22 protein-coding genes are annotated in these 23,195 nt (G+C 74.8%); 14 read left to right on the top strand and 8 right to left on the bottom strand.

Going from position 1 to position 23,195, the window contains the following annotated elements:
- Positions 1–19: 19 nt before the first annotated feature.
- Both ABFX46_RS17795 and ABFX46_RS17790 read right to left on the bottom strand, forming a co-directional pair.
- Positions 20–685 (bottom strand): response regulator, encoded by a 666-nt coding sequence (locus ABFX46_RS17795; protein WP_346043414.1) that lies wholly within the window; start codon positions 683–685, stop codon positions 20–22.
- On the bottom strand, positions 682–1,989 hold the full coding sequence (locus ABFX46_RS17790; protein ID WP_346043413.1) for a sensor histidine kinase: 1,308 nt from the start codon (positions 1,987–1,989) through the stop codon (positions 682–684). The genes ABFX46_RS17795 and ABFX46_RS17790 overlap by 4 nt, the downstream gene beginning before the upstream one ends.
- 106 nt (positions 1,990–2,095) lie before the next feature.
- On the opposite strand from ABFX46_RS17790, the gene ABFX46_RS17785 reads away from it, so the two are divergent.
- Together ABFX46_RS17785 and ABFX46_RS17780 are read left to right on the top strand one after the other, a co-directional pair.
- A complete protein-coding gene (locus ABFX46_RS17785; RefSeq protein ID WP_346043411.1) occupies positions 2,096–3,952 on the top strand; it encodes a sensor histidine kinase in 1,857 nt (618 codons plus the stop codon).
- Positions 3,949–4,617: a response regulator gene (locus tag ABFX46_RS17780; RefSeq protein WP_346043409.1), complete on the top strand. Its 669-nt coding sequence runs from the start codon at positions 3,949–3,951 to the stop codon at positions 4,615–4,617. Before ABFX46_RS17785 ends, ABFX46_RS17780 begins: the two co-directional genes overlap by 4 nt.
- 370 nt (positions 4,618–4,987) lie before the next feature.
- Here the strand turns inward: ABFX46_RS17780 and ABFX46_RS17775 are convergent, their stop codons facing one another.
- Both ABFX46_RS17775 and ABFX46_RS17770 read right to left on the bottom strand, forming a co-directional pair.
- Complete coding sequence (locus ABFX46_RS17775; protein WP_346043408.1) at positions 4,988–5,776, bottom strand: phosphatase PAP2 family protein; 789 nt, start codon at positions 5,774–5,776, stop codon at positions 4,988–4,990.
- A 112-nt stretch (positions 5,777–5,888) separates the two neighbouring features.
- A complete protein-coding gene (locus ABFX46_RS17770) occupies positions 5,889–6,596 on the bottom strand; it encodes a DedA family protein (RefSeq protein ID WP_346043406.1) in 708 nt (235 codons plus the stop codon).
- Between the two features lie 256 nt (positions 6,597–6,852).
- On the opposite strand from ABFX46_RS17770, the gene ABFX46_RS17765 reads away from it, so the two are divergent.
- Positions 6,853–7,491, top strand: a complete 639-nt coding sequence (locus ABFX46_RS17765; protein WP_346043404.1) for an HAD family hydrolase — start codon at positions 6,853–6,855, stop codon at positions 7,489–7,491.
- Positions 7,492–7,539: 48 nt separating this feature from the next.
- On the opposite strand, the gene ABFX46_RS17760 is transcribed toward ABFX46_RS17765, so the two are convergent.
- Positions 7,540–8,595 (bottom strand): tyrosine-type recombinase/integrase, encoded by a 1,056-nt coding sequence (locus ABFX46_RS17760; RefSeq protein WP_346043402.1) that lies wholly within the window; start codon positions 8,593–8,595, stop codon positions 7,540–7,542.
- A gap of 51 nt (positions 8,596–8,646) precedes the next feature.
- Between ABFX46_RS17760 and ABFX46_RS17755 the strand changes: the two genes are divergently transcribed.
- Together ABFX46_RS17755 and ABFX46_RS17750 are read left to right on the top strand one after the other, a co-directional pair.
- Positions 8,647–9,105 carry a hypothetical protein gene (locus tag ABFX46_RS17755; RefSeq protein WP_346043401.1) on the top strand — a complete coding sequence of 153 codons (459 nt, stop codon included), beginning with the start codon at positions 8,647–8,649 and terminating at the stop codon, positions 9,103–9,105.
- A gap of 36 nt (positions 9,106–9,141) precedes the next feature.
- On the top strand, positions 9,142–9,852 hold the full coding sequence (locus ABFX46_RS17750) for a DUF72 domain-containing protein (RefSeq protein ID WP_346043399.1): 711 nt from the start codon (positions 9,142–9,144) through the stop codon (positions 9,850–9,852).
- A 112-nt stretch (positions 9,853–9,964) separates the two neighbouring features.
- On the opposite strand, the gene ABFX46_RS17745 is transcribed toward ABFX46_RS17750, so the two are convergent.
- Positions 9,965–10,492 (bottom strand): hypothetical protein, encoded by a 528-nt coding sequence (locus tag ABFX46_RS17745; protein ID WP_346043397.1) that lies wholly within the window; start codon positions 10,490–10,492, stop codon positions 9,965–9,967.
- A 13-nt stretch (positions 10,493–10,505) separates the two neighbouring features.
- The gene (locus tag ABFX46_RS17740; protein ID WP_346043395.1) at positions 10,506–11,066 is read right to left on the bottom strand and encodes a hypothetical protein; all 561 of its coding nucleotides are present in this window, start codon (positions 11,064–11,066) and stop codon (positions 10,506–10,508) included.
- Positions 11,067–11,155: 89 nt separating this feature from the next.
- On the opposite strand from ABFX46_RS17740, the gene ABFX46_RS17735 reads away from it, so the two are divergent.
- The 9 genes from ABFX46_RS17735 (at position 11,156) to cydC (ending at position 21,646) form a co-directional block, all read left to right on the top strand.
- Positions 11,156–11,671, top strand: coding sequence for a GNAT family N-acetyltransferase (locus tag ABFX46_RS17735; protein WP_346043393.1), 516 nt, complete (start codon positions 11,156–11,158; stop codon positions 11,669–11,671).
- Between the two features lie 981 nt (positions 11,672–12,652).
- Positions 12,653–13,492 (top strand): metalloregulator ArsR/SmtB family transcription factor, encoded by an 840-nt coding sequence (locus ABFX46_RS17730; RefSeq protein ID WP_346043391.1) that lies wholly within the window; start codon positions 12,653–12,655, stop codon positions 13,490–13,492.
- Positions 13,489–14,091, top strand: coding sequence for a dihydrofolate reductase family protein (locus tag ABFX46_RS17725; protein WP_346043390.1), 603 nt, complete (start codon positions 13,489–13,491; stop codon positions 14,089–14,091). Before ABFX46_RS17730 ends, ABFX46_RS17725 begins: the two co-directional genes overlap by 4 nt.
- A gap of 116 nt (positions 14,092–14,207) precedes the next feature.
- Positions 14,208–14,750 (top strand): TIGR03086 family metal-binding protein, encoded by a 543-nt coding sequence (locus ABFX46_RS17720; RefSeq protein WP_346043389.1) that lies wholly within the window; start codon positions 14,208–14,210, stop codon positions 14,748–14,750.
- 167 nt (positions 14,751–14,917) lie between these two features.
- Entirely contained in the window at positions 14,918–16,048 is a 1,131-nt protein-coding gene (locus ABFX46_RS17715; RefSeq protein WP_346043708.1) for an MFS transporter, read from the top strand.
- Between the two features lie 123 nt (positions 16,049–16,171).
- Positions 16,172–17,428, top strand: a complete 1,257-nt coding sequence (locus tag ABFX46_RS17710) for a cytochrome ubiquinol oxidase subunit I (protein WP_346043388.1) — start codon at positions 16,172–16,174, stop codon at positions 17,426–17,428.
- Positions 17,429–17,528: 100 nt separating this feature from the next.
- Positions 17,529–18,275, top strand: a complete 747-nt coding sequence (locus ABFX46_RS17705; RefSeq protein WP_346043387.1) for a cytochrome d ubiquinol oxidase subunit II — start codon at positions 17,529–17,531, stop codon at positions 18,273–18,275.
- A 9-nt stretch (positions 18,276–18,284) separates the two neighbouring features.
- The gene (gene cydD / locus ABFX46_RS17700) at positions 18,285–19,898 is read left to right on the top strand and encodes a thiol reductant ABC exporter subunit CydD (protein ID WP_346043386.1); all 1,614 of its coding nucleotides are present in this window, start codon (positions 18,285–18,287) and stop codon (positions 19,896–19,898) included.
- Positions 19,895–21,646, top strand: coding sequence for a thiol reductant ABC exporter subunit CydC (gene cydC / locus ABFX46_RS17695; protein ID WP_346043385.1), 1,752 nt, complete (start codon positions 19,895–19,897; stop codon positions 21,644–21,646). The genes cydD and cydC overlap by 4 nt, the downstream gene beginning before the upstream one ends.
- On the opposite strand, the gene pdxR is transcribed toward cydC, so the two are convergent.
- Positions 21,607–23,160, bottom strand: coding sequence for a MocR-like pyridoxine biosynthesis transcription factor PdxR (gene pdxR, locus ABFX46_RS17690; RefSeq protein WP_346043384.1), 1,554 nt, complete (start codon positions 23,158–23,160; stop codon positions 21,607–21,609). The two genes, cydC and pdxR, sit on opposite strands and share 40 nt — an antisense overlap.
- Positions 23,161–23,195: the final 35 nt, after the last annotated feature.

Below are 23,195 nucleotides of genomic sequence, written 5' to 3'. Positions count from 1 at the left end.
CCCGGTTGCGCCCGCGGGATCAGCCGAGCCAGCCCGGACGGATCACGCCCATCTCGTAGGCCAGCACCACCAGCTGCGCCCGGTCCCGCGCCCCCAGCTTGGCCAGGATACGGCTCACGTGCGTCTTCGCCGTCGCCGGCGACAGCACCAGCCGCCCGGCGATCTCCTCGTTCGACAGGCCCGCCGCCACCAGCTCCAGCACCTCCCGCTCCCGGTCGGTGAGCGCGTTCAGCTCCACCGCGGGCGGCGGCGCGGTGATCCGCGACGCGAACTCGGCGATCAGCCGCCGCGTCACCGTCGGCGCCAGCAGCGCGTCCCCGCGCGCCACCACCCGCACCCCGTGGATCAGCTCCGGCGGCTCGGTGTCCTTCACCAGGAACCCGCTCGCACCCGCCTTGATCGCCCCGTACACGTAGTCGTCCAGATCGAACGTCGTCAAGATCACCACCCGGACGGACTCCAGCCGCGGATCGGCGATGATCCGGCGGGTCGCCTCCAGCCCGTCCAGCACCGGCATGCGGATGTCCATCAGCACCACGTCGGGCCGCAGCTCGCCCGCCCGCGCCACCGCCTGCTCCCCGTTCCCGGCCTCGGCGACGATCTCGATGTCGTCCTCGCCCTCCAGGATCGACCGGAACCCCGCCCGCACCAGCGTCTGGTCGTCGGCCAGCATCACCCGGATCACGCGCTCTCCTCCATGTCCTCCACCTCGCCCTTCCCCGCCCGATCATCCCGGCCGCCGCCCAGGGGCAGCCGCGCCGCCACCCGGAACCCGCCCGCCGCCCCCGGCCCCGCGGTCAGCTCCCCGCCGACCGCCGCCGCACGCTCCCGCATGCCCCGCAACCCGTTCCCCTCCCCGGCCGCGCCGCCCGGCACCGGCCCGTGCCCGTCGTCCTCGACCAGCACCCGCACCTCACCCGGCAGGCACCGCACCTCCACCGTCACCACCGCCGCCCCAGAATGCCGGACGGCGTTGGTCAGCGCCTCCTGCACGATCCGGTACCCGGCCGCCCCCACCGGCGCCGCCACCGCCTCCAGCGCCGCCGTGCCCGCCGCCCCCGGCTCCGGCAGGTCACCCGCCCGCCGCACCGAGAGCCCCGCCTCGGCGGCCCGGTCGAGCAGCTCACCGACCCGCGCCAGCGACGGTGCCGGCGACGGCGCCACCGGCCCGCCGGGTTCCGCGCCGCCGTCGCACTCGTCGACCTGCCGCAACACCCCCAGCACCCCGCGCAGCTCCCGCAGCGTCTCCTTGCTCGCCGCCTTGATCGCCTCCAGCGCCGCGTACGCCCGCTCCGCGTCGTCCCGGCGGTGCAGCGCCGCACCCGCCTGCACGTTGATCAGCGACATCTGGTGCGCCAGCACATCGTGCAGCTCCCGCGCGATCCGCAGCCGCTCGGCCACCGCACGGCGCCGCGCCTCGGCCTCCCGGTCCCGCTCGGCCTCCGCCGCGCGCCGCTCCGCCGCCTCCGCCCGGTCCCGGCGGCTCCGCACGTACTGCCCCAGCGCCACCGTCACCAGCAGCCCCAGCGACAGCGACGCCACCCCCCGCGCGTCGGTGACCGCGTCCGGGTCGCCGCCGTCGCCGCCGCCCCGCGCGAACGCCACCGCCAGGAACCCCGCGTTCACGACGATGACCGCGCCCAGCGACACCGCCAGCCGGCACTCCACCGCCGCGTTGAACAGCGCCACCCACAGCACCGCCGCGACCGGCCCGTCCGGAAACCCCATCGGGTAGTACAGCACCGCCACCGCCACCGCGACCACCAGCACCGCCACCGGAGCACGCCGCCGCCACGCCAGCGACACCGCCGCCACCGCGATCAGCGCCAGCCCGCCCGGCCACAGCGACCGGTCCCCGGGCTTCGCCGCCGCCGCGCTCATCCACACCGTCACCACCAGCACCGCCGCGGCGAACGCCGCGTCACCCGCCGGACCGCGCGCCAGATCGCGCAGCCGGCGGAGCGGGAACCGCATCGGGGGCGCCGTCACCCGCCCAACCGTAGTTCAGCCGCACCCCGCCCCGCGATCTTCAACCACCCCCCACCCTGACTTTCGGCAGTAACACCGCATTTCACCGGCCAGTAGCGTGGAGCCCGTGAACGACTCCGCGGCCACCGACCCCCACCCGGGCGACCCCCACCCCGGCGACCGCGGCGCCGCGGCCGCCCGGACCCGCCGCGCCGCCGCCGACGACGCCCGCGGCACCGCCCGCGCCAGGGCGCACACGCTCGCCTCCACCGCCGCGCGCACGGCCGCGCGCACGGCCGCCTGCACCGGGCGGGCGCTGCGCCCGTCCGCGCTGCGCGCCGCGGTCCGCCGCCCCACCCGCGCAGCCCTGCTCAAAGACGCCGCCCTCTACACCGTCCTGGCGTTCCCCGTCGCCGCCGGCCTCGTCACCCCGCTCGAACCCGGCCGGGCCTCCTGGTGGCTGGAAGCGGCCGGCCTCGCCGTCCTCGCCGCCGCCATCGCGGTGTCCCGCGCCTGGCCCACCGCCGCGCTGCTCACCGCGATCTCGCTCACCGCCGTCCACGGCAACTTCGTGTTCGCCATGCCCGTCATGTCCTACCTGACCGGCCTGCGGACCCGCCGCGCGCAACCCGTCCTGTGGGGACTCACCGCCGTCCTCATCGGCGGCACCGTCCTGTCGGTCGCCCGCGGCCTCGCCGTCACCACCTGGTTCCCCTCCACCGTCTGGCTCGTCCTCCTCGGCGTCCTGCCCTGGCTCATCGGCCGCTACTGGCGCCAACACCAGGAACTCCTGCACGCCGGATGGGAACGCGCCGAACGCCTCGAACACCAGCAGCGCATCATCGCCGAACGCGAACGCCTCCGCGAACGCACCCGCATCGCCCAGGACATGCACGACTCCCTCGGCCACGAACTCGCCCTCATCGCCGTCCGCGCCGGCGCCCTCCAGGTCGCCCCCGGACTCGACGGCCGGCACCGCGCCGCCGCCGCCGAACTGCGCACCGGCGCCGCCGACGCCACCGACCGCCTCCGCGAGATCATCGGCGTCCTCCGCGAAGACGCCGGCCACACCCCCGAAGACGCCCCCGCACCCGTCCGCCCCGCCCGCGAGAGCATCACCGACCTCGTCGACCGCGCCCGCGCCTCCGGCGTCCCCGTCCACCTCACCGGCGCCGCCGCCCTGCACGGACTCGCCCCCATGGCCGCGCTCACCGCCCACCGCATCGTCCAAGAGGCCATCACCAACGCCGCCAAACACGCCCCCGGCGCCCCCATCACCATCACTCTCACCCGCCGCGCCGGCGCCCTCCACCTCACCGCCGCCAACGACCCCCCGCCCGGCCGCACACCCCTCCTCCCCACCGGCGGACGCGGACTCACCGGCCTCACCGAACGCGTCCGCCTCCTCGGCGGCACCCTCGACGCCGCCCCCGACCCCCGCGGCGGCTTCACCCTCACCGCGCACCTCCCCGACACCCCGCCCCCCGCAACGGCACCCGCCCCCGGCACACCGCCCGGCGCACCACCCGTCCCGGCGGGGGAGTGGCCCTCCGAATCCGCCCTCCACCTCGCCCGCGAACGCCTCCAGGTCCGCCGCGGCCTCATCACCGCCATCACCGTCCCCATCGCCCTCATGGCCGCCCTCGGCGCCGTCATGGCCGGCTACTACATCTACGTCACCCTCAACTCCGTCCTCCCACCCGCCGACTACGCCGCCCTCCGCGTCGGCACACCCCAGCACCAGGTCGAACAGACCCTCCCGCGCCGGCAGACCCTCGACTCCGGCGTCGTCCACGCCGCCGTCCCCGAACCGCCCGGCGCCGACTGCCGCTACTACCGCCCCGACGCCAACCTCCTCGGCACCGCCCGCATCTACCGCCTCTGCTTCACCGGCGGACTCCTCACCGGCAAGAACAGCTACGACACCCACAGCCTCGACCCCGACCGCACCGACCGCGACCACCCCGACCGGGAGAACGAGTGATCCGGGCCCTCCTCGCCGACGACGAGACGATGATCCGCGCAGGCGTCCGCGCCATCCTCACCGCCGACCCCGGCATCGACGTCGTCGCCGAGGCCGCCGACGGCCGCGAAGCCGTCGACCTCACCCTCCGCCACCGCCCCGACGTCGCCCTCCTCGACATCCGCATGCCCCGCCTCGACGGCCTCGCCGCCGCCGCCGAACTCCGCCGCGCCGCCCCCGCCACCGGCGTCATCATGCTCACCACCTTCGGCGAGGACGACTACATCGCCCGCGCCCTCGCCGGCGGCGCCAGCGGCTTCCTCCTCAAATCCGGCGACCCGCACGAACTCATCGCCGGCGTCCACGCCGTCGCCGGCGGCGCCGCCTACCTGTCCCCGAAGGTCGCCCACCGCGTCATCACCCACATCGCCGGCAGCCGCCTCGACGGCGGCGCCCGCGCCCGCCGCCGCACCGACACCCTCACCCCCCGCGAACGCGACGTCCTCACCCTCCTCGGCTCCGGCCTGTCCAACGCCGAGATCGCCGCCCGCCTCCACCTCGTCGAAGGCACCGTCAAGGCCTACGTCAGCGCCATCCTCACCCGCCTGGACGTCCGCAACCGCGTCCAGGCCGCCGTCCTCGCCCACGAGGCCGGCCTCGTCGACACCACCCCCGACACCCCCTGACCCACACCACCACCGCGTGCCCCCTCCTGCCGGTTCAGTGGGTGTCCGCAGGCCGTCACAGAGGCCCCGGGCGGGACGGTTCGTCGTCAACCGCGCATGTCAGCAGGACGGACGCGTTTCAGGCGCCCGGGCGGCACCGACCAGCCTGCCGCCAACTCCAGCACCCGCCCGCGCAGCCGGCGGCCTCGCAGCCGACGGCCTCACAGCCGACGGCCTCGCGCCCGGTGCCCTCGCGTCACGTGGCCTCGCAGGCGGCGGCCATGCACCCCCGCGGCCATGCATCCGCGCCCGGGGGAGGAGACGCCGAAGGGCCGCCCACCGGTGGTGCCGCGGCACCACCGGTGGGCGGCCCCAACGAGGCCCGTCCCGGCTAGGGGAGAGGGCCCTGGCGGCGCGTCACACCGCCCATCACGTCCGGCATCGTCACCGCCGCATCGTCCATCGGCGCGTTCACCGGAGCGGCGCCCATCGCCGGACCGGCACCGGCATACGGCGCCCGCGCACCCTGCCCGACCGGCACTCCCAAGCCCGGCGAACCCGCACCACCTCCAGTGGCGGCCGGACCCGCGCCCAGCAGCACCGCGCCCGCCGCCACGCCCCGCAACCCGTCCACCAGCGGACGCAGCACCCGCACCAGCACCAGCGCCACCAGCGGAGCCACCACGACCCCCACCAGGAACCCCGCCGCCACATCATGCGGATAGTGCACGCCCACGAACACCCGCGAGAACGCCATCAGCGCCGCCAGCGGCAGTACCAGCGGCGCCAACGCCCGCCACGCCACCACGATCGCCGCCGCCGACGCCGCCGCGATCGTCGCGTGGTTGCTCGGGAACGACCAGTCGCCCTGCGGCGGACACGCCGCGATGTGCACCGCCCCCGCCACCGCCCGGCACGGCCGCTCCTCCTGGATGAAGCTCTTCGACACCTCGCTCACCAGGTACGCCGACACCACCGCGAACGGCGCCGCCAGCGCCAGCCCCATCGCCCGCGCGTCCAGGCCCCGGGCCCGCCACCAGCCCGCCACGAACAGCACGGCGAACAGCAGCAGCCCCGCGTCGGTGCCCACGTCCGCGACCTCATGCACCCAGGACGGCGTGCCCTGCGCGAACTCGGTGATGTCCCGGTACAGATCGGCGCTGAAATCCGGCGCTCCCATGCTCTCCCTCACGCTCACAGGCGGCCCACGCCCGACACCCTTGAGACACCGGGCCGACCGCCGAAGTTCACCCTATGGCCACCATCGTGCGAAGCCTGTCACTTTCCCGCGATCAACCGCCGGACAACGGCCCCACCCGCGCCACCCGATCCCCGTCCGGCCGCGACTCCGACTGAGACTCCGACCGCGACTCCCGCTGAGACCCCGGCTGCGGCTCCGGGACGGTCGTGCGGCGGTGCCGTACGAAACGCACACCCTCCACCACCGCCGTCACCGACAACGCCAACCCCAGACCGACCGCCACGCCCTTCACCGGGTCGTCCTCGAACGCCACCCCGCCCACATAACCCAGCAGCGCCCCGTACAGACCCCACGACACCGCCGCCACCGCCGCGAACAGCGAGAACCACCGCAGCGGGTACCCCACCGCGCCCATCGTCACCGTCACCGCCGTCCGGCCGCCCGGCACGTACCGCGCCACCACCAGGATCAGCCCGCCCCGCTCGGCCATCGTCCGCCGCGCCCACCCGAACGCCGCATGCCGCCGCGTCCCCGGCCGCAGCCCCCGCACCCAGCGGCCGCCCGCCCGCCGCCCCACCAGGTACGACACATGGTCACCGGTGAACGCGCCCAGCGCCGCCAGCACCACCACCGGCACCAGCTCCGGCTCACCCGACGCCGCGTACACCCCCGCGGTGATCACCAGGCTCTCGCTCGGCACCACCGGGAAGAACCCGTCGATCGCCGCGACCGCGAACAGCACGAGGTAGAACCACGGCGACGTCACCGCCGTGTCCACCAGACCCAAGATCCCGTCCATGCCCCGACGCTAGGAAACGGCCGCCCCCCGGCGGATCCCGCGAACGGCCACCGCCATCCCCGACTTTCGGCAGGGGCCCGCCCCGCGACCTGCGAACGAAGGACACCCCGTCCCTCCTACCGAAGGACGACCCCACACCCCCCGCCTCGGACGACACCACCCCCGCAGAGAACCCCGCCCCACACCGCCCGGCACTCGCGCACCGGCTGAAAACCGTTCGCCCCGCCCCGCACCCGTCCGGCACACTTCACCCACTGTGGGACACCTGCACATCTTCGACATGGACGGCACCCTCCTCGCCGGCACCACCGCCAACCTCGAAATCGCCCGCCACCTCGGCACCCTCCCCGAACTCCGCGAACTCGAGGCCCGCTTCGCCGCCGGCACCCTCGACACCCGCGGCTTCTCCACCGAGATCCACCGGCTCTGGCGCCACCTCACCCCCGACATCGTCGCCACCGCCTACACCGCCGCCACCTGGCTCACCGGCATCGCCGACGTCTGCGCCGACATCCGCGCCCGCGGCGAGCACTCCGCCGTCATCACCATGTCGCCCGACTTCTTCGCCCGCCACCTCCTCGACCTCGGCTTCGACGACGTCATCGCCTCCCGCTTCCCCCCGATGCCGTTCACCGGCACCCTCGACCCCGCCGGCATCCTCACCCCCGCCGACAAGGTCGGCATCGCCGACCGGCTCCGCGCCCGCCACGGACTCGCCCCCGCCCAATGCACCGCCTACGGCGACTCCATGTCCGACGCGCCCCTGTTCCGCCACCTCGCCAACACCGTCGCCGTCAACGCCGACCACCACCTCGCCGACATCGCCGCCCTCGACTACCGCGGCACCGACCTCAGCGAGGCCTACGCCCTCGCCCGCACCCTCCACCCCGCCTGACCGCCCCGGACAAGGTGCGCGGCGGGGGAGCGGCAGGGGAGCGGCGCGTCAACCGCCCCGCCGGCCCTCCACCGGACCCAGCAGCGGATGCACCCGCATCGCCGCCTCCAGCTCACCCGGCAGCTCGTCCCGGTACCGGCCCAGCGTCGACAGGTCCGCATGCCCCAGCACCCGCCGCACCGCGTCCATGTCCGTCGCCGCCGCCAGCAGATGCGTCGCCGTCGTATGCCGCAGCCCATGCGGCGTCACACTCCGCCGCCGCACCGGCTCCACCCGCTCCAGCACCCGGTCGATCACCCCCTGCACATCACCCCGCGCCAGCCGCCGCCCCCGCCACGACAGCAGCAGCGCCTTCGGCTCCCGCCCCCGATCCAGCAGGCGCCGCCCGTCCGCCAGATACGCGTCCAGCACCTCAACCACCGGACGGGGGAGCGGCACGTCCCGCGTCCGCCCGCCCTTGCCGAAGATCCGCCAGTACCGCGTCCCGCCGTTGACGAAAAAGTCCTCCGCGTTCGCCGCCGTCAGCTCCGACACCCGCGGCCCCACCGCCGCCAGCAGCAGCACGATCAACCCGTCCCGCAGCTCCGTCCGCTGATCCCGCCGCCGCGCCGCCACCGCCGGCCCGTCGGCCAGATCACGCGCCGCCCCCAGCAGCCCCTCCGCCTGCTCCACCGTCAGCGCCCGCCGCTCCGCCCGCAGCCCGCCCCGCTGCTTCGGCCGCACCGTCACCGCGTCCATCGGGTTCAGCTGCACCCACCCCGCCACCACCGCGTACCGGAAGAACGCCGACACCGAACGCCGGAACCGCGCCTGCGACGCCGCACTCTGCGACGGCCCGCCGCCCGGCTCCGCCGGCGGCCGCCCCCGCCGCCGCTCATCCGGCTTGCGCGCGAACCGAAGCAGCACCTCATCGACGTCCTCACCCGTCAGATCGTCCAGCACCCGGTCGGCGCCCGCCAGCGCCGCGAACGTCACCACGTCCCGCGCGTACACCTCCGCCGACGCCGGCGCCAGCGCACCCGTCGACGTCTTCGCCCGCACCATCTCCCCGTAACGGTCCACGCACTCGGCCACCGTCAGCCGCTGAACATCGGAAGGTCGCACCCGCCGGACGCTACCGCCCGCCCCCGACAGAACGCCCGTAGGATCGGCACGGTGACGGACCTCGCACTGTTCGACCAGGTCGGCGAGATCATCCGGGGATCGGCGCCGCCCGCCCTCGGCCACCCCCGCGTCCAGGTGCGCCACAACGGCGTCAAGGCATGGTTCGGCGACCCCGAACCGCAGCGCGAGCACTACGAGGCCCAGATCATCCCCGCCGAGCTGGCCCCCGGCGCCCGCGCGCACGCCGTCGAGATCGGCTTCCACGCCGAGTACCGCGACGAACCCGCCAACCAGGCCGTCCTCGCCCGCCTGCTCACCTCCGAACCCCGCTGGCGCGCCGAACTCGGCGACGACCCCGCCACCGGCCCGTTCCTCGGCCGCACCACCTGGCGCCGCGTCTCCGAGACCTGGCCCGACCTCGACCTGGACGGCCCGGACCTCCCGTTCGAGATCGGCGTCCGCCTCGTCGACTACATCCGCGCCCTGGAACCCGTCCGCCGCGGGGTATGACCACCGCGCGGCGCACCGGACGAGGGGGAGGGGCCGATGCTCATCGGCACATCGGGATGGCAGTACGCCGACTGGCGCGGCGTCCTGTACCCGCCCGGCCTGGCGCAGCGCCGCTGGCTGCACCGCTACGGCGAGGTGTTCGCCACGGTGGAGAACAACAACGCCTTCTACCGGCTGCCCGGCCGCGGGACGTTCGAGCTGTGGCGCGACGGCACCCCGCCCGGGTTCGTCATGGCGGTCAAGGCCAGCCGCTACCTGACCCACATGAAACGCCTCAACGACCCCGCCGAGCCCGTCGCGCGCCTCATGAACGCCGCCGCGGGGCTCGGCTCCAAGCTCGGGCCCGTCCTGCTGCAGCTCCCGCCGACCCTGCGCGCCGAACCGGGCCGCCTCGCCGCCTGCCTGGGGGAGTTCCCCGGGAGCGTCCGCATCGCCGTCGAACCCCGCCACCCCACGTGGTGGACGGACGAGACCCGCCGCGTCCTGGAGGACCACGGCGCCGCCCTGTGCTGGACCGACCGCCTCGGCCGCCCGCAGACGCCCCTCTGGCGGACCACCGGATGGCTCTACCTGCGCTTCCACGAGGGCCCCGCCGAGCCCTGGCCGCACTACGACGACGAGACCCTCAAGAGCTGGGCGGACGAGCTCGCCGGCGCCGACGACGGCTACGTCTACTTCAACAACGACCCCGGCGGCGCCGCCGTCCGCAACGCACTCCGCTTCGCCGACCTCACGCGCGGCCACTGAACTGGATTACCTTGGACAAACTACACAAACCGGACAGAAGCTGGATTCTGTCCGGTTTGCCGTCGGAGAGGGGACACGGCCCCCGGCGGAGGAGGGGCCGTACCAGCCGCCCTCATTTCTTGTACGGCGCCACCTTCTCGCGCAGTTCCTGCATCGTGCCCTGGAGCAGCTGCCGCAGCCGGTCGCGGTCGGCGCCGTCGGCGTCCGCGTAGTCGTCGATGTCGATCAGCTGCTTCTTCGTCGCGGTGATCGAGTTGAGCTGGTGGTCGAGCTTGACGTCGCCGAACCAGGGGCTGCGCAGCATGTTCGCCATGTCGGTGCGGAACATCGCCACCAGGTCGTCGGGGTCGGCGATGTGGTTCTTGACCTCGGCCACGAACGTCAGCGTCGCCTTGCTGCCGAGCACCGCCTGCTGCAGCGCGCCGTCGCCGGTCTTGCGGTCCAGCACGATCGTGAAGCTGTAGAGGACCGGGTCCTTGACCGGCTTGAACCGCACGTACTGCAGGTCGCCGCCGGACTTGATCCCGATGACGGGGCAGCCCAGGTGCGCCATCGTGAAGACCATCTCGCCGATCAGCGCCTCGTCCTTGCTCTCCCGCGCCTCGGCGTTGTTCTTGAACTTGTTGATCATCGAAAGCATGGCGGTCTCCGGTTCAGGCGGCGATGCGGCCGTGCAGGTACTTCGCACAGGCCTGGGTGACGGCGGCGATGTGCTCCTGCAGCACCGGGTACTTCACCGTGTAGTGGTCGGCGAAGTACGGCTCCAGGTCCAGCAGCAGGGGGACCTGGACGTACACGTACCCGGTCCCGAGGTCGGCGTCGACGGTGAGCACGCCCGGCTCGCCGACATCGAGGAAACCGCTCTTGACCTCCGACTTCAGCGCCTGCCACACCGTCCGCGCGTCCTGGACGTACTCGCCGTAGGCCATCGTCACCGACGCGTGCTGGCCCAGCGTCCTGGCCGCGGTGACGCCGCCCGCCAGGTGCGTCAGCTGGAACATCAGCCGGTGCTTGTGCTCGCGGTGCTGGAAGCGCAGGTAGTGGTGGTTGCCGTCGGAGTTCAGGTCGATGAGGGCGTTGCCCTGCGCGACCGCCGCGGTGATGACGGCGCCGACCAGCAGATCGTCGATCTCGCGCGTGTGGAGCTGCTCCGAGAACCGCTGCCAGCTGCGGTTGACGAGCCGGCCGAAGACCTGGTCGAGGTGCTCGCTCACGGTCACCTTTCGTCGTGTCGATCGGGGGACGGGAGGTGAGACTCTCCGGCCGCGGAACCGGTTTCATCGGATTCCGGCAGAATCGCCCCATGAGCGATCCCGTCCCGCCACCGCGCCTGACCGCGCCGACGACGGCGGTGCGCGAATCGTTCCTGGCCGGGGAGTGGGCCGACCACCTGGCGGACGGCGTCTCAGCCGAGTGGCTGGACGAGGCGCACCGCGACTTCGGCGCGTTCGTCGCCCGGCGCCGGGGCGTCCAGGAACGCTGGGGCGTTCCGTGTTCGACGTTCTGGTACGTCTCTGGCCAGGACTACCTGGGCACGCTGATCGTCCGGCACCGCCTGACACCGGAACTGGCCGAGGTCGGCGGGCACGTCGGCTACCACGTCGTCACACCCTGGCGGCGGCGCGGCCACGCGACGCGGATGCTGGCCGCCGGCCTGGTGGAGTGCCGCCGGCTCGGCCTGGACCGCGTCCTGCTGACGTGCGCGTCCGACAACGAGCCGTCCCGCCGCGTGATCACCGCGAACGGCGGCGTCCACGACGGCCGCGTCCAAGGCGAAGACCGCTACTGGGTCACCTTGACCCCGCCCACCACCCGATGACCGCACCGAGCGACGAACGACCCCAAGATCATTACGCGGGGTTCACGGGAACGGCCTCGGACCGTCCCGCGAAGCTCTTGATCACCCCGCCCCACGAGAGATCACCGCGCTGCACCCCACGAGCAACCCCTGGCGCGCCGCAGCACGGCACTGAGGGACGGCGCTGACGGGACGGCGAAGGAGAGCCGAACCCGCGCACAAGCACCCCACGGCGTCCGATTCGCCCCGCTCCCAGCGAGTCTGATCGTTGGTCGATAATGTACATTATGTTAAGTAGAGCCGATCGGGGCACCAGAAAGCACCCCCTCGGCCGATTCGCCGCCAACCGCCTTGCCCGCAGTCTCGCGCCCAGCGGCGGACGTGCGGCCTTTCTCTGACCTGCTTCGCCGGCCGTGCGCTTTCCACGGCAACAAGGCGACGCCGGCGCTCGTGGCCGAGGTCATCAAGAACCACATCGCCGCCCCTGACGACATGGTGGCGATGTTCCGCGCCAGCATGGCGAAATGGTCACCTCATCCACAGTGACCCCTGTCGCCGACGGTGGTTCTCCGAGCAGTTCCGCGCGCGCGAGATCGTTGCCTCGTCGTCGACGCTGCCGTGGCGGTCGCGCAGGGCAACGCCCTCATCTAGTACCTGCGCTCCAGCGCCGCGAGCGTAAGCGTCGGCTCCCCCGCAGGGCCGACCCGGATCTTCGGTGCGCGCGGCATGGCCCCCGCCGCTGCGGACCGCATCACTCCTGACGGCTGCTGCGACGGCGTCCTCCCCTCGATCGCCGCACTGGCCCACTCGCACCCATGGCCTCTACATCGGGCAGTGCTGTATGTGGGCCGAGTCTGGGTGCGGTGACGTCGCCGCTGGCACGGCCGCCGGTCTCTTAGCTGGCGTCTCCCCTGGCTTGGCTGCGGGGTCTCGACACTGTCTGTGGTGTCGCCGCGATATATTCCTTGACAGGAATATTCGTTACGGAGAATACTTTGGGGCATGGAAGTTGTGCTTGCCGCGTTGGCCGATCCGGTTCGTTGGCGGCTTGTCGGGTTGCTGGCCGAGCGGCCTCGGTCGGTGGGCGTGCTCGCGCAGCTCGCCGGGGCGCGGCAGCCGCAGACGACCAAGCACCTGCAGGCCCTGGAACGCGCGGGGATCGTCACGTCGCAGCGCACCGGGCAGCGGCGCATCTACGCGCTCCGGTCCGCTCCCCTACGGGAGCTGGCGGGAGAGCTCGGACGGCTCGCCGACACGGCGGAGCTGGACGGCGGGCCGCGTGACACCTTTGAGCGGTACGGGCGCAGCCTCGATGCGGAGCGGGCCGCCGCACGGGAGCCGGGGTGGGCGGACGGGCGTTCGTTCGCGTTCCGGCGGTCGCTGGCGGGAAGCCCCGGGGCGGTGTGGCGCCATCTGACCGAGTCCGATCTGCTCGCCCGCTGGTGGGCGCCCGACGACCTGCGCGTTTCCGAGCTGGTCTTCGAGGCGCGGGAGGGCGGCCGGATCGTCCAGGAGTACCGCGACGCCGAGGACGCCGACGGTTCGGATGCGGTCGCCGGGCGTGCGGAGGGAGTGGTCGAGGCGGTGCGGCCCGGTGAGCGTCTCGCCTACCGGCTGTCGCCTCTGCTGCCCGGCGGCGGGGTCGCCTTCACCGGTCATCTCGACTTCGAGCTACGGCGCACCGACGCGGGCACGGACCTCGACGTCCAGTACCGGGTCACCGGCAGCACGGTCGGTTCCGCGGACTTCATCGCGGGGATCGAGATCGGTTTCGGCCAGAGCCTCGACAGGCTCGCGGCCGTGTTCACCACGGAAGACAGCGAGACGAGGAGCGGGAAATGACGGAGCAGACCGGCGGCCGCAGGGTCGTCACCAACATCGCCGTATCCCTGGACGGCCGGTACGCCAAGCCGGGCGATCCGCAGGACATGGGGTGGGTGATGCCGTACGCGGTCACCGACGTCGCGCGCGACCACCTGACCGCGCTGTGGGAGCCGGCGACGACGGCCGTGCTGGGGCGGGTGAACGCCGAGGGGTTCCTGGGCTTCTGGCCGACCGTGATCGGCATGGAGGGCGCCGATCCGCGCGATGAGGAGTTCGCGAAGTGGCTCGTCGGCACCGACAAGGTGGTCCTGTCCTCGACGCTCGCGGAGGCGCCGTGGGAGCGGACGGCGGTCGTCGACCGGCCGGCGGCCGAGGTGGTCGCGGAACTCAAGGCGGCTGAGGGCGGTGACATCTTCGTGCCGTCCAGTCCGAGTGTCATCAAGGCGCTGCTGGCGGCCGACATGGTCGATCGGCTGGCGCTCACGGTCTTCCCGGTGTTCCTCGGCGGTGGGCCGCGCCTCTTCGAGGACGGTCTGCCGGAGGGGCGGTGGTCGCTCGCCGGTCAGGCCGGGGGCGAGCACGGCACGTTGTCCCTGGTCTACGACCGCGTTCGCTGATCCGGTCGGCGGCCTCCCGGAGAATCGGGGGCCGCCGGCCGGGGGGATCGTTACATTGGCGGGGTCCGCGTGGTGGTGACCGACTCCGGGGTGGTGTCGTGGTTCCTGAGGGTTTCGTGCGTGCGCTGGACGGGTTCGAGGCGGTGCTGTCGGCGGTGCCCGCGGATCAGTGGTCGTCGCCGTCGCCGTGCGAGGGGTGGGCGGCGGTGGACGTGGCGGGGCATGTCACGGCCGGGCTGCTGGTGGTCGAGATGCGTGCGGCGGGGCGGCCTCTCCCCCGGGACGATCCGGATTGGCGGGAGGTGGCCGGTGCGGATCCGGTGGCGTCCTGGCGCGAGGTGCGGGCCCGGATGATGGCGGCGCTGACGCCTGAGGCGCTGGATCGGACGGTCCCGCTGGCCTTCGGGGACGCGACGATGCGCGAGTGGCTGGAGGGGTATCCGCTGGAGTTGCTGGTGCACACGTGGGATCTGGCGCGGGCCACCGGTCAGGCGGTCGAGTTCGATGCGGATCTGGTGCGTTCGGCTCTGGAGACGGCGGAGCGGATGGCGCCGCGCGGGCGTGAGGCGGGGATGGTGGGGGCGGAGGTCGCCGTCGCGGACGATGCCTCGGATCAGGCGCGGCTGCTGGCGCTGTTCGGGCGTGACCCGGCTGCGTGAGCCGCCCGCGTGAGCCGCCCGCGTGAGCCGGCCGCGTGAGTCGGCCGCGTGGGCTGCTCCCCCTCCCCCGGCGGTGATGGGGGGTGCGCGGGGCGCGGGCGGGCGGTTAGGGTGCGGGTATGCGCCGACGACATTGATCTTCACCTGAGGCTGGACTCGCGCGGAGGCTGTACTCCTACGCGTTCCTTGAGGATTTCGTCCTTCTGTATCCGGTTTATGCGGTGTTGTTCGCCGATACCGGTTTGTCTCCTGCTGCGATCTCGTCGCTGTTCGTGATCTGGTCGGTCACGACGTTCTCACTCGAACTGCCGTCCGGTCTGTGGGCGGATCTGTTCTCGCGCCGGCTGCTGCTGGTCGCCGCTCCCCTGCTGGCGGGGGCGGGGTTCGCGCTCTGGGCGTTCTTCCCCTCGTATCCGGCGTTCGCCGCGGGTTTCATGCTGTGGGGCGCGGGGTCTGCGCTGCGGTCGGGGACGATGCAGGCGCTGGTGTACGAGGAGCTGGAGCGCGTCGGGGCGGCGGGCGCGTACGCGCGGCTGATCGGACGGTCGGAGGCCGTCTCCCTGCTGGCGGTGGTGGCCGCGTCCGCAGTGGCGTCGCCGGTACTGGCGGCGGGCGGGTACCGGGCCCTCGGGGTGGCGAGTGCGGCGGCCTGCGCGGCGTGCGCGGTGGCGGGATGGTTCCTGCCCGAATCGCGGGGCGGGGCGGAGGACGCGCCGTCGCTGGGCGCGGTGGTGCGCGCCGGGTGGGCGCAGGTGCGGCGGGAGCCGGCGGTGCGGTGGGCGCTGGTGCTGGTGATGGTGCTCGAGGGCGTGACGTCGCTGGACGAGTACGTGCCGCTGCTGGTGGCGTCGACCGGGGCGGCGGGGGCGGCGGTGCCGCTGCTGGTGCTGGTGGTGACGGCCGGGGACGCGGTGGGCGGCTGGCTGGCGGGTCGGCGTGCCGGGTGGCTGCCGCCGGTGCTGGTGGCGGGCGCGGTGTGCCTGGCGGCGGGGTCGCTGGCCGGGCGTCCGGGCGGGCTGGTGGGGGTCGCGGTGGCGTTCGGGGTGTTCCGGTGGGCGATGGCGGCGGCGGACGCGCGGCTGCAGGACCGGATCGGTGACGGTGCGCGGGCGACGGTGACGTCGGTGGCGGGGTTCGGTTCGGAGACGGTGGCGGTGCTGGTGTACGCGGGGTGGGCGCTGGGGTCGCGGTGGGCGGGCGCGGATGTGCTGATGGCGCTGGCGGCGGTGCCCTACGCGGTGGTGGCGGTCGTGCTGGGGTCGGGTGCGTGGCGGGGCCGTGTACATCGGGAGATGTAGGCGCGGGGGGTCGGCTACGCCAAAGGCGCAGCGCGGTTGCACGCTCGCGCCTGATTCGCCGCCGGTGGGTGCGCCCCGAGGATCGTGGCGTCGGTTTCGGGTCGATTCTTGGAGCGTGTGGCGATGGGCGGGGACCCGCTGATGCTGGCGCGGGTGCAGTTCGCGTTGACGGCCGGGACGCATTTCCTGTTCGTGGCGCTGACGCTGGGGCTGGCGACGCTGGTGGCGTTGACGCAGACGCGGGCGACGGTGTCGGGCAGCGCGGTGCACGCCCGGATGGTGCGGTTCTGGGGCCAGCTGTATGTGATCAATTACGCGGTGGGGATCGTCACGGGGCTGGTGATGGAGTTCCAGTTCGGGTTGAACTGGTCGGGTCTGTCGCGGGTGTCGGGGAGCGTGTTCGGGGCGCCGCTGGCGCTGGAGACGATCATCGCGTTCTTCGTGGAGTCGACGTTCCTGGGGCTGTGGATCTTCGGGTGGGACCGGCTGAACCGGTGGGTGCACCTGGCGCTGATCTGGGTGGTGACGCTGACGGCGTACCTGTCGGCGTACTTCGTGCTGGTGGCGAACGGGTGGCTGCAGCGTCCGGTGGGGTTCGAGATGGTGGACGGCACGGCGCGGCTCACCGATGCGGGGGCGCTGCTGGCGAACCCGACGGCGCTGCTGGCGTTCTTCCACGTCCTGTTCGGGGGGCTGCTGACGGCGGGCTTCTTCATGGCGGGGGTGAGCGGGTTCCATCTGCTGCGGCGGACGGCGGAGGTGGAGTTCTTCCGGCGGTCGATGCGGATCGGGCTGCTGACGGTGGTGGCGTCGGTGATGCCGGTGGTGGTGTTCGGCGGGATGCAGTTCCAGTACGTCCAGCCGACGAAGACGGGCGGGGACGACGCGGCGGCGGCGGCGGCGGTGGCCGACTTCACGGCGCGGTTCGGGCCGGGCGACTACACGCCGCCGGGGCTGGCGGGGGCCGGTGAGGCGCTGATGACGACGATGTGGTCGCTGATGATGCTGGTCGCGGCGATCGCGCTGGTGAAGCTGCCGTTCGGGCGGTGGCTGGTGCGGGGCCGGGTGTTCCACGTGCTGATGATCGCGGCGGTGCCGCTGCCGTACGTGGCGATGGTCGCGGGCTGGGTGTTCCGGGAGGTGGGGCGGCAGCCGTGGATGGTCTACGGGGTGCTGAAGACCGAGGACGCGCTGTCGCCGGGTGCGGGCGCGGGGACGGTCGCGGTGTCGTTCGCCGCGTTCTCGGTGCTGTTCGCGGCGCTGTTCGGGGTGAACGCGTGGCTGCTGGCGCGGTTCGCGCGGCGGGGGCCGGAGGGTGCGGGGCTGGGCGCCGCTCCCCCGGTGGAGCCCGCGGCGCCGGCGCTGAGCCCGACGTTCTGATGTCCGGCGTTCCGGTGCCGGGTGTTTCCGTGCCCGGCGTTTCCGAGGCCGGCGTTTCCGAGGCCGATGGTCCGATGCGCGGCGTTTCGACAGGAGCTTGATGATGGATGTGCTCGCGGTGGTGTTGCTGGCGGTGTTCGCCGGCGGGTACCTGGTGCTGGCCGGCGCCGACATCGGGGTGGGGATGCTGTTGCCGTGGCTGGGCCGTGACCAGCGGGAGCGGCGGCTGGTGATCGCCTCGTTCGCGCCGTTCTTCCTGGGCAACGAGGTGTGGCTGGTGGCGGCGGTGGGTCTGGTGGCGGGCGCGTTCCCGGGGCTGGAGCACCGGCTGCTGGAGGAGCTGTACCCGCTGGTGGTGGTGCTGGTGATCGGCTGGGTCGTGCGGGACATGGGGCTGTGGCTGCGGGGCCGGGTGGACGCGGCGGCGTGGCGGTCGGTGTGGGACGGCGCGATCGTGGCGGGCAGCTGGGCGCTGGCGCTGGCGTGGGGGTCGGTGCTCGGTTCGGTGCTGGCGGGCGGCGGGTTGAACGCGGGCAGTGTGGCGGGGCTGCCGCTGGCGGCGCTGTTCGCCTGGCACGGGGCGGGGTTCGCGCGGTGGCGGCTGCCGGCGGAGCTGGCGGCGCGGGCGCGCCGGGTCCCGTCGCGGTACGGGTTGTCGGCGCTGGTGATGGGGTGTGCGCCGGTGGTGGCGGGCGTGGAGGTGCCGTGGTCGCAGGTGGTGGCCGAGGGCGGCGGGCTGGCGCTGACGGTGGTGGGGACGGTGGTGGTGCTGCCGTTCCTGCTGGCGTCGCAGGCGCTGGTGTGGTGGACGTTCCGGGGCCGGGTCCAGGCCCCTTCGTACCTGTAGGGGGCGGCGGTGCGGGCGGTCGAGCGGCGTCTGCTGGGGCTGCTTCCCCGGCGGGTGACGGTGCTGCTGGGGGTGCTGGCGGTAGGGCAGGGCGTCCTGCTGGTGGTGCAGGCGGAGCTGCTGGTGCGGGCGGTGGCGGGGCTGGACGCGGATCCGCTGCCGTGGCTGGCGGGCGCGGTGGCGGGACGGGCGGTGCTGGCGTGGGCGTCGGCGCTGGCGGCGGGCCGTGCGGCGGCGCGGGTGAAGCGGGGCCTGCGGGAGAGGCTGCTGGGGCGTCCCGCGGGTGAGGCGGGGTCGCGGGTGACGCTGCTGACGCGGGGGCTGGACGGGGTCGACCCGTTCTTCACCGGGTACGTGCCGCAGCTGCTGGCGGCGTGCGTGGTGCCGCCGCTGGTGCTGGCGCGGCTGGCGGCGGCGGATTGGGCGTCGGCGGTGGTGGTGGCGGTGACGGTGCCGCTGGTTCCGGTGTTCGGGGCGCTGGTGGGGATGCGGACGGCGGCGCTGACGGGCCGGCAGTGGGGGCTGCTGCACCGGCTGGGCGGGCATTTCCGGGACGTCCTGGCCGGGCTGGGGACGCTGCGGGAGTTCGGCCGGACCGGGCACCAGTCGCGGGTGGTGCGGGAGCTGGCGGGTGAGCACCGGCGTGCGGCGGTGCGGGCGCTGCGGGTGGCGTTCCTGTCGTCGCTGGTGCTGGAGCTGGTGTGCGCGCTGTCGGTGGCGCTGGTGGCGGTGCCGGTGGGGTTGCGTCTGCTGGAGGGGCGGATGGTGCTGGCGACGGGGCTGCTGGTGCTGGTGCTGACGCCGGAGGTGTATCTGCCGCTGCGGGCGCTGGGGCAGCGGTTCCACGCGAGTGCGGAGGGGGTGGCGGCGGCGGAGGCGGCGTTCGCGGTGCTGGACGAGTCCGCTCCCCCGCCGCGCGGCGGGGTGGTCGCGGCCGGGTCGGCGCCGGAGATCGTGCTGGAGGGGGTGACGGTGCGGTATCCGGGTGCGGAGCGGGCGGCGCTGGAGGGGGTGTCGCTGCGGGTGGGGCCGGGTGAGCGGGTGGCGGTGACGGGTCCGTCGGGTGCGGGCAAGTCGACGCTTCTGCTGGTGCTGGCGGGGCTGGTCGTGCCGGAGTCGGGGCGGGTGCTGGTCGACGGGGTCGATCTGGCGGATCTGGACGCGGAGGCGTGGCGGTCGCGGGTGGGGTGGGTGCCGCAGCGTCCGCACCTGTTCGCGGCGTCGGTGGCCGACAACGTGCGCCTGGCGGCGCCGGGCGCGAGTGACGCGGAGGTCGCGGAGGCGGTGCGGGCCGCGGCGGCGGCCGGGTTCGTCGAGGAGCTGCCGCGCGGGTTGGAGACGCCGCTGGGCGAGGGCGGGGCGGGGGTGTCGGCGGGGCAGCGGCAGCGGCTGGCGGTCGCGCGGGCGTTCCTGGCGGGCGGTCCGGTGATGCTGCTGGACGAGCCGACGGCGCGGCTGGACCTGCACAGCGAGCGGGTGCTGGTGGACGCGGCGGCGCGGCTGCTGGAGGGGCGGACGGCGGTGGTGGTGGCGCATCGTCCGGCGCTGTTGCGGGCGGTGGACCGGGTGGTGCGGTTGGAGGGCGGCCGGGTGAGCGCGCCGGCCGGGATGGAGGCGGCGTGAGGGAGGCAGGCGATACCAGGGAGACGGGCGGCGTCAGGAGGGCGGGCGGCGTGTGGGGTGCGGTGCGGCCGCAGCTGGTGCGGCTGGTGGGCGCGGGCCTGGCGGGTGCGGCGGCGGAGCTGTGCGGGCTGGGGCTGATCGCGGCGGCGGCGTGGCTGATCGCGCGGGCGGCGCAGCGGCCGGAGCTGGCGGCGCTGTCGCTGGCGATCGTGGCGGTGCGGGGGTTCGCGCTGGCGAAGGGGTCGCTGCGGTACGTGGAGCGGCTGGCCGGGCATGACGCGGCGCTGCGGGCGCTGGCGGAGCTGCGGGGCCGGGTGTTCGACGCGCTGGCGGCGGCGCGGCCGGCGGCGCGCGACCGGGGGCGGGTGCGGGACGGGGACGCGCTGACGCGGCTGGTGTCGGATGTGGACGCCGTCCAGGACCTGCTGCTGCGGTGCGTCCTTCCCGCGGTGGCGGCGGTGGCGTGCGGGGGCGCGGGGGTGGCGGTGTGCGCGGCGGTGCACGGGCCGGCGGGTGCGGTGCTGGCCGGGGGTCTGCTGGTGGCGGGGGTGGTGCTGCCGCTGGCGGCGGCGTGGGCGGGCGGCCGTGCGGCGGCGCGGGTCGCGGCGGGGCGTGAGGCGCTGGCGGTGCGGTCGCTGGACGTGCTGGAGGGTGCGGCGGACCTGGCGATGGCGGGGGCGTCGGCGCGGTTCGCGGCGCGGGCCGGGGAGGCCGCGGCGGGGCTGGAGCGTGCGGAGCGGTCGGGTGCGCGGGTGGCGGCGCTGGTGTCCGGGGCGGGGTTCGCGGTGCAGGGCGTCGCGGTCGCGGCGGTCGCGTGGGTGGGGCTGCGGGCCGGGGTGGACGAGGTCGGGGCGGCGGTGCTGGCGTTGACGGCGCTGGTGGCGGTGGAGTCGGTGCTGCCGCTGGCGGGGGCGGCGCAGCGGCTGCGGGAGGTGTGGCCGTCGGTGCGGCGGGTCGGTGCGGTGCTGGCCGCTCCTGCGGAGGTGGCCGTGTCGCGTCCGGTGGCGGTGCCGCGGGGGCCGCTGGAGGTGGAGCTGCTGGGTGTGCGGGTGTCCTACGGCGGGAGCGTGGCGCTGGACGGGGTGGATCTGCTGGTGGAGCGGGGCCGGCGGGTCGCGGTCGTCGGGGCGAGCGGCGCGGGGAAGAGCACGCTGCTGGCGGCGGTGGCGGGGCGGGTCTCGGCGGGGTCGGGTGCGGTGCTGCTGGGCGGGCGGCCGCTGGCCCGGTACGCGCCCGGGGACGTGCGGGCGGCGGTGCGGGGGCTGGCGCAGGACGCGCACGTGTTCGCCGGGTCGGTCCGGGCGAACCTGCTGCTGGCCCGTCCGGACGCGAGTGAGGAGCAGGTGCGGGCGGCGGCGGTGCGGGCCCGGTTCGCCGAGGTGGTGGAGGCGCTGCCGGAGGGGTGGGACACGGTGGTCGGCGCGGGCGGGCGGGGCCTGTCGGGCGGGCAGCGGCAGCGGCTGCTGCTGGCGCGGGCGCTGCTGGCCGATCCGCCGGTGCTGCTGCTGGACGAGCCCGCGGAGGCGCTGGATCCGGTGGCGGCCGACGCGCTGACGCGGGACCTGCTGGGGGCGCCGGGCGGGGGGACGCTGCTGCTGGTCACGCACCGGCTCGCGGCGCTGGAGGCCGCCGACGAGGTCGTGGTGATGGACCGGGGCCGGATCGTGCAGCGGGGCCGGCACGCCGATCTGCTGGCGGTGCCGGGCGCCTACCGGGACCTGCGGGACGCCGAGCTCCTGGCCGCCTGACCGGTCCGCGTGCCTCCCGGCCGGGTTCCGAGGGCGCGGCCGATGGCGGCGACGCCGTCGGCGATGGCGGACGCGGTCGCGGCGGCGTAGCCGAGGACGAGGCCGGGCGGTGCGGGCCGCTGGGCGTGCCACGACAGCGGCTGCGCCTTGACGCCCTCGTCCAGGGCCGCGGCGGCGAGCGCGGCGTCGTCGAGGCCGGTGAACGCGGGGCCGTCGAAGGTGATGGTGAGGTGCAGGCCGGCGGCGGCGCCGTGCACGGACGCGCCGGGCAGGTGCGCGGCGATCGCGTCGATCATGGCGTCGCGGCGGCGGCGGTGGCGGCGCCGCACCAGCCGCAGGATCCGCTCCATCTCCCCCGAGGCCATCAGTTCGGCGAGGACGAGCTGGGGCAGGGCGGCGTTGCCGAGGTCGGCGAAGCGCTTCTCGGCGACGACCGCGTCCAGGAACGCGGGCGGGGGCAGCAGCCAGCCGGTCCGCAGCGCGGGGGCGAGCAGCTTGGAGGCGCTGCCGGCGTGGAAGACGCGGTCGGTGAGCAGGGAGCGCAGGGCGGGGACGGGCGGCCGGTCGTAGCGGTGCTCGGCGTCGTAGTCGTCCTCGATGACCAGGCCGCCGTCGGCGGCCCAGCGCATGAGGTCGCGGCGGCGGTCCCCGGCCAGGACGGCGCCGGTCGGGAACTGGTGGGCGGGGGTGAGCAGCACGGCCGGGGCGCCGGTGCCGCGGAGGCGGTCGACGCGGACGCCGCCGGCGTCGACGGGCACGGGCGGGGTGTCCATGCCGCCGTGCCGCAGGTGCTGGCGGACGCCGAGGGAGCCGGGGTCCTCGACGGCGACCGCGCCGATCCCGGTGCGGGCGAGGACGCGGGTGACCAGGCCGAGGGCCTGCGCGGTGCCGGCGGTGACGACGATCTCGGCGGGGTCGGCGCGGATGCCGCGGGTGCGGGCGAGCCAGGCGGCGACGGCGGTGCGCAGCGCGGGGGCGCCGCGGGGGTCGCCGTAGCCGAGGGCGGCGGCGGGCAGGTCGCGCAGGACGGTGCGTTCGGCGCGCTGCCAGGCGGCGCGGGGGAACGCCGACAGGTCGGGGGCGCCGGGGGTCAGGTCGATGCGGGCGGGTGCGGCGCGCAGGGCGTCGAAGGCGTCGGCGGCGGGCTCGCCCGCGAACGGGACGGGGGGCGGGGCGGGGGGCGCCGGGTCCGGAGCGGTGCCGGCGGGCGGGGTGAGCGGGGCGGCGACGACGACGGTGCCGGCGCGGCCGCGTCCGGCGATGTGGCCGTCGTCGACGAGCCGCTGGTAGGCGTCGGTGACCACGCCGCGCGAGACGCGCAGGTCGGCGGCCAGGACGCGGGTCGGCGGGAGGCGTCCGCCGACGGGCAGGCGGCCGTCGGCGATGGCGTCGCGGAGTCGCCGCGCGAGCCAGTCCGACAGGCCGCCGGGCGGGGCGTCGGCGGGGTCGAGCTGCAGGAAGTCAGACCCCCCGGTTATGGCCCGGTCGGGCTCGTCGCCATTGGACCTGTGCACCGGACCATTGTGGCCCCAGGGTGAACCTCATGGAG

Origin of the sequence: Actinomadura chokoriensis (assembly GCF_039529475.1) — a bacterium.
Classification (GTDB): domain Bacteria; phylum Actinomycetota; class Actinomycetes; order Streptosporangiales; family Streptosporangiaceae; genus Spirillospora; species Spirillospora bangladeshensis.
This window is presented reverse-complemented; position numbering and strand designations above follow the sequence as displayed.

Coding starts and splice junctions, on each gene's coding strand:
- ABFX46_RS17775 (WP_346043408.1), bottom strand. CDS start 5,776: ATGGGAGCGCCGGATTTCAGCGCCGATCTGTACCGGGACATCACCGAG.
- ABFX46_RS17770 (WP_346043406.1), bottom strand. CDS start 6,596: ATGGACGGGATCTTGGGTCTGGTGGACACGGCGGTGACGTCGCCGTGG.
- ABFX46_RS17750 (WP_346043399.1), top strand. CDS start 9,142: ATGCTCATCGGCACATCGGGATGGCAGTACGCCGACTGGCGCGGCGTC.
- ABFX46_RS17745 (WP_346043397.1), bottom strand. CDS start 10,492: ATGCTTTCGATGATCAACAAGTTCAAGAACAACGCCGAGGCGCGGGAG.
- ABFX46_RS17735 (WP_346043393.1), top strand. CDS start 11,156: ATGAGCGATCCCGTCCCGCCACCGCGCCTGACCGCGCCGACGACGGCG.
- ABFX46_RS17730 (WP_346043391.1), top strand. CDS start 12,653: ATGGAAGTTGTGCTTGCCGCGTTGGCCGATCCGGTTCGTTGGCGGCTT.
- ABFX46_RS17725 (WP_346043390.1), top strand. CDS start 13,489: ATGACGGAGCAGACCGGCGGCCGCAGGGTCGTCACCAACATCGCCGTA.
- ABFX46_RS17710 (WP_346043388.1), top strand. CDS start 16,172: ATGGGCGGGGACCCGCTGATGCTGGCGCGGGTGCAGTTCGCGTTGACG.
- ABFX46_RS17705 (WP_346043387.1), top strand. CDS start 17,529: ATGATGGATGTGCTCGCGGTGGTGTTGCTGGCGGTGTTCGCCGGCGGG.